General features: G+C 74.4%; 6 protein-coding genes. 3 read left to right on the top strand and 3 right to left on the bottom strand.

All coding sequences use genetic code 11. The annotated features are described in order from the left end of the window. The first annotated feature begins 123 nt into the window (after window positions 1–123). Window positions 124–615, top strand: a complete 492-nt coding sequence (locus AB0O91_RS39125; RefSeq protein WP_363443610.1) for a SigE family RNA polymerase sigma factor — start codon at window positions 124–126, stop codon at window positions 613–615. After that, the gene (locus AB0O91_RS39120; protein WP_363443608.1) at window positions 605–1,510 is read left to right on the top strand and encodes a hypothetical protein; all 906 of its coding nucleotides are present in this window, start codon (window positions 605–607) and stop codon (window positions 1,508–1,510) included. Before AB0O91_RS39125 ends, AB0O91_RS39120 begins: the two co-directional genes overlap by 11 nt. A 64-nt stretch (window positions 1,511–1,574) precedes the next feature. Here the strand turns inward: AB0O91_RS39120 and ppc are convergent, their stop codons facing one another. Continuing rightward, window positions 1,575–4,370, bottom strand: a complete 2,796-nt coding sequence (ppc, locus tag AB0O91_RS39115) for a phosphoenolpyruvate carboxylase (RefSeq protein ID WP_363443606.1) — start codon at window positions 4,368–4,370, stop codon at window positions 1,575–1,577. A 260-nt stretch (window positions 4,371–4,630) separates the two neighbouring features. Here ppc and AB0O91_RS39110 point away from each other — a divergent pair, with 260 nt between their 5' ends. Then, a complete protein-coding gene (locus tag AB0O91_RS39110) occupies window positions 4,631–5,902 on the top strand; it encodes a histidine kinase (RefSeq protein WP_363443604.1) in 1,272 nt (423 codons plus the stop codon). 36 nt (window positions 5,903–5,938) lie between these two features. Here the strand turns inward: AB0O91_RS39110 and AB0O91_RS39105 are convergent, their stop codons facing one another. Continuing rightward, window positions 5,939–6,469, bottom strand: a complete 531-nt coding sequence (locus AB0O91_RS39105) for an SUKH-3 domain-containing protein (protein WP_363443614.1) — start codon at window positions 6,467–6,469, stop codon at window positions 5,939–5,941. A 112-nt stretch (window positions 6,470–6,581) separates the two neighbouring features. Continuing rightward, entirely contained in the window at window positions 6,582–7,043 is a 462-nt protein-coding gene (locus tag AB0O91_RS39100; RefSeq protein ID WP_363443602.1) for a YwqJ-related putative deaminase, read from the bottom strand. Window positions 7,044–7,439: the final 396 nt, after the last annotated feature.

Here is a 7,439-nt window from a genome sequence, read left to right as displayed (position 1 = left end):
GTCCGCAGGAGCGGACCCCGGCCCTCCGCGCTGTCCGGAAAGTCCTTCGACCGGTGTGTCATCCGTTCCCGGCGGGCGGTGCGTCCTGTGGGTATGAAGCGCGATTCGAGAGCGCCGGGGGGCGTGGACGGGGATCCGTTCGACGAGTTCGTCGCCGCGCGGTACCAGGCGCTGCTGCGGGGCGCCTTCCTGATCACCGGGGACGTCCACGACGCCCGGGACCTGCTGCACGACGCGCTGGCCCGGGTCTACCCGAAGCGCTCGACGATCCGCGACCCGGAGGCGGCCGAGGGGTACGTGCGCACCACGATGGTCCGTACCCACGTCTCCCGCTGGCGGCGGACGCGGCGGGAGGTGCTAACCGCCGAACCGCCGGAGGGGGCGGCGGGCGAGGTGGAGGTCGGCGACGAGGTGCTGGCCGCCGCCCTGCGGGCGCTGCCGAAGCGGCAGCGGGCGGCGGTGGTGCTGCGCTACTACGTGGACCTCCCGGTCGCCAAGGTGGCCGAGGAGCTGGGCTGTTCGCTCCCGACGGCCAAGACCCACCTCGCCCGCGCGATCCGGGCGCTCCGCCAGGAGCTGGCCGGTGAGAGGGAGTTGACGGCCCATGTCGGCTGAACGACCGGACGGGTTCGAGGAGGAGCTGGTCGTCCGGCTCGGGGCGCGGGCCGCGGTGGTGGGCGGCAGCCCGCCGCTGGCGGAGCTGCGGGCGGCCGGGCGTCGGCGGACGCGACGGCGGGCGGCGCTGCGCGGGGTGGCGGCGCTGGTGCTGCTGGCGGCGGGGGCGGGGGCACTGGGACAGCTGGGTGGCGGGGGCCGGCGGTCGTCGGAGGCGTCGTCCGTCGGGTCGCCCGCCGGGGAGGCCGCCCCGTGGTGGAAGGCCGGGCCGGTGGACGACTGCACGGCGGGGCCGGACGGGACGTTGACGCCGGTCCGGAGCCCGTCGCTGAGCCCGACCGGGGCGCCGTCCGGCACACCGTCGTCCGTCGGGGCTCCACTGTCCCCCGGTGGGTACCCGGGAGCGGCGGACGCGTCCTCGCCGTCGTCGCCCACGTCGTCGGGGCGGAGCACGCCGGTGGACCAGCGGGACTGGTTCCCCTCCGACCAGGGCCTCTACCAGGCCGCCCGGGAGGTCGCCGATCTGGCCGTCGGCCCGTACGCGGAGGCCTACTTCGGGATGTGCGACGACCAGGCGGCCCGCATCCTGTACGTGATGCGCAAGCCCGGGTCGGGCCTCGACGCGGCGGTGCGGGAGCGGGCGACGGTACCGGACGTCCGGATCGAGTTCCGGGACGCCGTCGGGACCAGGGCCGAACTGGGGCTGCTGGCCCAGCAGATCTCCCAGGACGGCCGGGCGTACTGGAGGCCACGGGGGATCACGACCGTTCAGGTCGTGGTCGGCGCCTACGGCCTCGGGGTGCAGGTGTACGTCGAGCAGGCGACCGAGAGCGTCCGGGCGGAGTTCGCCGCCCGGTACGGCCCGCGGGTGGTGGTGCTCGACGGGAACTCCTGAGCACGGCGGAGGGCCGGTGTCCGACGGGGGTGGACACCGGCCCTCCAGTGCGTTCGGCAGGCCGTCAGCCGGTGTTGCGCAGGCCGGCGGCGATGCCGTTGACGGTGAGGAGCAGCGCGCGGGCGCGCAGCGGGTCCTCGGGGCGGCCGGCGGAGACCTCCTCGCGCTGGCGGCGCAGCAGCGCGACCTGGAGGTAGGAGATCGGGTCGAGGTAGGCGTCGCGGACGGTGAAGGTCTGCTTCAGCACCGGGTTGTGCTCCAGCAGTTCGGCCTCGCCGGTGAGCCGCAGCACCTCGCGCAGGGTGAGCTCGTGCTCGGCGACGATCTGGTCGAAGATGTGCCGCAGCTCGCCGGGCACCAGCTGCTCGACGTAGTGGCGGGCGATCCGCAGGTCGGTCTTGGCCAGCGTCATGGCGACGTTGGACAGGAAGTTGCGGAAGAAGTGCCACTGGCCGTACATCTCGTCCAGCACGTCGCCGAGGCCGGCCTCGCGGGCGGCGGCGAGGCCGGAGCCGACGCCGTACCAGCCGGGGACGATCTGGCGGGACTGGGTCCAGCCGAACACCCACGGGATGGCCCGCAGGCCGTCCAGGCCGGCGCCGGAGTCGGGGCGGCGGGAGGGGCGGGAGCCCAGGTGCAGCGAGGCGAGCTGGTCGACCGGGGTGGCGGCGAAGAAGTACTTCGGCAGGTCCTCCTGGTCGACCAGGGCGCGGTAGGCGGTGTGGGCGGCTTCCGAGACGCGGTCCATCGCGGCGTCCCAGCGGGCCAGTTCCTCGGGGGCCTGGCGCGGGGCGGTGTGCAGCGCGGAGGCGGCGAGGGTGGCGGAGATGGTGAGCTCCAGGTTCTCCCGGGCGAGGGAGGGGAGCAGGTACTTGTCGGAGATGACCTCGCCCTGCTCGGTGACCTTGATCTCGCCCTCCAGGGTGCCCCAGGGCTGGGCCAGGATGGCCTCGTGCGAGGGGCCGCCGCCGCGGCCGACGGTGCCGCCGCGGCCATGGAAGAGCCGCAGCCGGATGCCGTAGCGGTGGGCGACGTCGCGCAGCCGGCGCTGGGCGCGGTGGATCTCCCACTGGGAGGTGGTGATGCCGCCGAACTTGGAGGAGTCGGAGTAGCCGAGCATGACCTCCTGGATGTCGCCGCGCAGCGAGACGAGCAGCCGGTAGGAGGGGTCGGAGAGCATCTCGTCCAGGATGCGGTCGGCCTGCTGGAGTTCGTCGGTGGTCTCCAGCAGCGGCACGATGCCGATCTTGGCGATCCCGGCGTGCAGGTCGATCAGGCCGGCCTCGCGGGCCAGCACGGTGGCGGCGAACACGTCGTCGGCGCCCTGGCACATCGAGATGATGTAGCTCTCGACGATCTCGTCGCCGAAGCGCTCGAAGCCCTCGCGGACGGTGTTGAAGACGCCGAGGGTCTTGGTGCCGGCCTCGTCCAGCGGGGCCGGGGTGGGGGCGAGCGGGCGGCGCGAGCGCAGTTCCTTGGCGAGCAGCTTCTGCCGGTACTCGCGGGGCATGTCGGCGTAGCGCCAGGCCTCCTCGCCGAGGCGGTCGAAGAGCTGGCCGAGGGCGTGGTGGTGGGCCTCGGCGTGCTCGCGCACGTCCATGGTGGCGAGTTGGAGGCCGAAGGCCTCGATGGTGCGGATGGCGCGGGCGAGCCGGCCGTCGGCGATCAGCTCGCCGCGGTGGGAGCGCAGCGAGTCCTGGATCAGGCGCAGGTCGACGAGCAGTTCGCGGGTGCCGACGTAGTCGCGGCCCTCGACGTGGGGGGTGCCGCCGGCCAGGCGTTCGCGGGTGTTCTCCAGCTTGAGCCGGATGCAGGTGGCCTTGAGGCGGTAGGGCTCCTCGGCGTTCATCCGCTTGTAGCGCGGGCTGAGTTCGGGGAGCCGGTGCAGGTCGGTGTTGAGCGAGGCGAGCAGTTCGACGGAGGCGCCGGCCAGCCGCTCGGAGGTGGAGAGGGTGTTGCGCAGGTCGTCGATCGCCGCCAGGGCGTCCTTGATGCCGTACTCGTGCTGGAGGTTGAGGACGTCCCAGGTGACCTGCGGGGTGACGTTGGGGTTGCCGTCGCGGTCGCCGCCGATCCAGGTGCCGAAGGTGAGCGGGCGCACGCCGTCGGGCAGGTTCAGGCCGACCCGGGCGAGTTCCTCGTGCAGCTCCTCCAGGACGGAGGGGACGGCCTCGCGGTAGAGCTCGTCCAGGTAGTAGACGGCGTTGCGGGCCTCGTCGGTGGGCTCGGGGCGGGCGATGCGCAGTTCGTCGGTCTGCCAGAGCAGGTCGATGACCTCGGCGAGCCGGCGGTCGGCGGAGCGCCGGGCGCTGCTGGTGCGGGCCGGGTCGGCGGCGGCCAGGCCGGAGCTGAGCTCCTCGCGGTGGATGCGGTCCAGCAGTTCGCCGATCCGGCGCAGCTTGTTGAGCACGCTGCGGCGGGCGGCCTCGGTGGGGTGGGCGGTGAAGACCGGGCGGACCGCGAGGTGGGCCAGGGTGTCCCGGAGGTGCTTGGGGTCGGCCTCGGCGAGCTGGTCGGCGGTCTGGGCGAGCAGCGAGCCCTCGCGGGCGCGGCGGGTGGCGAACTCCCGGCCGCGGTGCACCTGCTCGGTGACGTTGGCGAGGTGGAAGTAGGTGGAGAAGGCCCGGACGAGCTTGGCGGCGGTGTCCAGGTCGATGCCGGAGAGGAGTTCGGCGGTGGCCTCGCCGTCGGTGCGGCTGAGCAGCCGGACCTGTTCGACCAGGCCCAGCAGTTGGGGGCCCTCCTGGCGGACCAGCGTCTCGCCGAGCAGGTCGCCGAGGCGGCGGATGTCCGCGCGCAGGGCGGCATTGTCGGCACTGGCGGTGGGGCTGTCCGCCGGGGCGGGGACCGGAGCGGTCACGGCTGGCTCCCTGTGGTGGTGGGGTTCGGCAACGGCTCATCGTCACAGGTCCACGCGCAGTGTGGCGGGTGTGACGCGTGCGGACCGCGCTGTCCGACGCGACCAGCATAGGTGTCGGGGCGGTCGCTGTCCGCGAGGTGGCCGGATGGCGGACAGCGGTGCCGAAAACCACCTGTGGTCTGGACCACTTGACGGCTTCCGGAGGCGTACCCGGCAATCCCGGTGGGGAAGGGAGCAGGTTGCGGCTTAATCTGTCACGCATGAGCAAGTCGCCTGGGGAGCGCGTGCCGGTCCGGTCGTTCTGGTGGTGGGAGCGGCGGCGCAGCGCCCTCCTGGACATCGGGCTCGCGCTGCTCGCCGCGGTGGAGTGCTCGGTCAGCACGATCTCCTTCCTTTCCGCGCGGATGCACGTGACCCTGCTGGGCGCGGTCGGCATCGCGGTGCTCGGCACGCTGGCGGGCGGCTCGCTGGTGGTGCGCCGGCGCTGGCCGGCCGTACCGGTGCTGGCGACCCTGCTGGTGCTGCCCGGGATGCTGGGCGTGGTGCTGCTGGTGGTGGCGCTGTACACGCTGGCGGAGACCTGGGAGTGGCCCTCGCGGCGGCGCCGGGTGGTGGCGCTGTCCGGGCTGGCCTTCGCCGAGGCGGGCGCCGTGATGGCGGTGCAGCTGATGACCCCGGACGACACGATGGCGGAGCGGCCGCCGCTGTGGGGCCTGATCCTGCTGTCCCTGATGGTCGCGGTCGGGCTGACCGTCGCCCCGGTGGTGACCGGGCTGTACGTGGGGGCACGGCGGCGGCTGATCGACTCGCTCAAGGACCGCGCGCACGGCCTGGAGGCCGAGCTGGACCTGCTGGCCGAGCAGGCCCAGGAGCGCGCCCGCCGGGCCCGGCTGGAGGAGCGCACCCGGATAGCCCGGGAGATGCACGACGTGGTGGCGCACCGGGTCTCGCTGATGGTGGTGCACTCCGGGGCGCTGGAGCGAATAGTCGTCAAGGACCCGGAGAAGGCCGCGCAGAGCGCCCGGCTGATGGGCGAGGTGGGCCGGCAGGCGCTGAACGAACTGCGCGAGATCCTCGGCGTGCTGCGGATGGACGACGACGAGCGGCAGCCGGAGCCGGACTCGCTGGCCGGACTGCCCCGGCTGGTGGACCAGTCCCGGGCGGCCGGGATGGCGGTGACGCTGACGGTCAGCGGCAGCCGGCAGGAGTTCACCGGCGAGGCCGAGCGGACCGCCTACCGGGTCGTCCAGGAGGGGTTGACCAACGCGCACAAGCACGCGGGCGGCGCCCAGGTGTCGGTGCTGCTGGCGTACGCGCCGAACGGGGTGCGGGTCAGCGTGGTGAACGCCTGCCCGGGCGGGGAGCGGGGGGCCGCCCAGCTGCCCAGCGGCGGCAACGGGCTGGTCGGGATGCGCGAGCGGGTGGTCGCGCTGGGCGGCACCTTCTCCTCCGGGCCGGAGGCGGACGGCGGCTTCCGGGTCGAGGCGGCGCTGCCGTCCCGGCTGGCCGTCCGGGAGGACAGGCTCCGCTAGCGGCCGCCGGGCCCGACCGCCGTACGGAGGGCTCCGCTAGGGCCGGTCGTGGTCGGGGGCGGTGCGCAGCCGTTCCGGGGCGGTGCCCAGGACCAGGGCGCTGATCGCCTGGTCGATGCCGTGCCCGAGGAACCACTCGCCGGTGTGGTCCAGGCTGTAGACCCGGCCCTCCTCGTCGACGGCCAGCAGCGCCTGCCCGTACGCCTCCTCGCCGAGCGGGGCGAGTCGGCTGCCCAGCGCCCGGCCGAGGTCGAACAGGGTGCGCGGCTGGTGCAGACCGCACAGCGGGTCGATCAGGAAGGGGGTGCGGGCCAGCTGGCGGCCCGGCCCGGACAGGTCGAAGGCGAGCGCGCCGAACTCGGCCCAGGCCTCCACGGCCGCCGGGAACACCGCGTGCCCGGTGGAGCCCGTGCCGCCGTGCCCGACCAGGGCGTCGGCCCACTCCTCGGCCTGGCGGATCTGCCAGCGGCCGGGGTGCCAGCCGGCCGCCTTGAGCTCGGCGGCGACCTCGGCGGGGAAGCGCGGGCGGGTCCGTCCGGCGGTGGCTGCCGGGGCGGACGGGGCCAGGGTGACCGGTGGGGGCGGGGGCGGGCTGGGCGGGTTCAGGGCGTGCTCCGGGGCTCGGGGACAGGGGGGCGTACGAGGGGCGCCAGGGTGCGGACGTCCGGCGTGCGGACGGTCAGCGCGCCGGCGGCCCGACGGCCACGCTCAGTACGGTGAAGTGCTCCAGCATCGGGGTGCAGGAGCGGCACGGCGGGGCGTGGGTGCCGTGCGCCGGGTCGCCCTCCTCGCGGATCCGGAGGGTCGTCATCCGGGAGCCCTTGAGCGCCTTGCGGGCCTCGTGCAGGCTCATCGGCTTGCGGGCGGCGCGCTTGGAGCGCCTGCCGTCGACCGTGGTCAGGTACTGGGAGAGCAGTACGGCTTCGGGGCAGCGGCCGGTGAACCGCTCGCGGGCCTCCAGCGGCAGGGTGCCCAGGAACTCGCCGACCAGCGGGTGCAGGACCGGGCGCCGGTCGTCCTTGTCGCCCGCCAGGGTGTGCACGTCGCCGCCCTTGAGCGACAGCGCGGCGGCGACGGCGGGCAGCAGGCTGTCGCGGTGGTGGCGCAGCACGGGCGGGCCCGCCGGCTCACCGGTGGTCATGCGGTGTCCTCCTCCTCGTTCCTGGCGGTCCGGTTCCTGTTGGTTCCGGTCGATCCGGGGCAAGCCTGTCATTCGACACCGACAACCGCACAACCGGGGTGCGGGGCCGGGCGAACACCCGTGCGGTCGGCGGCGGGCCGCCGTCCCGCCCCACCGGAATCCTGACCGCAGGACGGCCGGATCCGCACACCGTCGTCATGACTTGTCCGTCGATTTACCGAAACCGCCCCCGGGGCCCGGTCCGGGCCGGTACGGTTCCGGCAGCGAGCCCGAGGGGGCCCGGACCGGCCGTGCGGACACGTACCGTCCGGGCCGACTCCGGCGCCCGCGAGGGACGTTGAGGCCGTGGGGCGGGCGCGGCCCCGACCCGCGGCGCCGGAGTCAGACCCTTCCGCA

This window comes from Kitasatospora sp. NPDC089797 (genome assembly GCF_040684795.1).
Lineage (GTDB): Bacteria > Actinomycetota > Actinomycetes > Streptomycetales > Streptomycetaceae > Kitasatospora.
The sequence above is the reverse complement of the archived record's forward strand: the minus strand, read 5'-3'. Positions and strand labels throughout refer to the sequence as shown.

Bases quoted from the DNA above. Each gene is read 5' to 3' on its own strand.
- AB0O91_RS39120 (WP_363443608.1), top strand. From the start codon at position 605: ATGTCGGCTGAACGACCGGACGGGTTCGAGGAGGAGCTGGTCGTCCGG.
- AB0O91_RS39110 (WP_363443604.1), top strand. From the start codon at position 4,631: ATGAGCAAGTCGCCTGGGGAGCGCGTGCCGGTCCGGTCGTTCTGGTGG.
- AB0O91_RS39100 (WP_363443602.1), bottom strand. From the start codon at position 7,043: ATGACCACCGGTGAGCCGGCGGGCCCGCCCGTGCTGCGCCACCACCGC.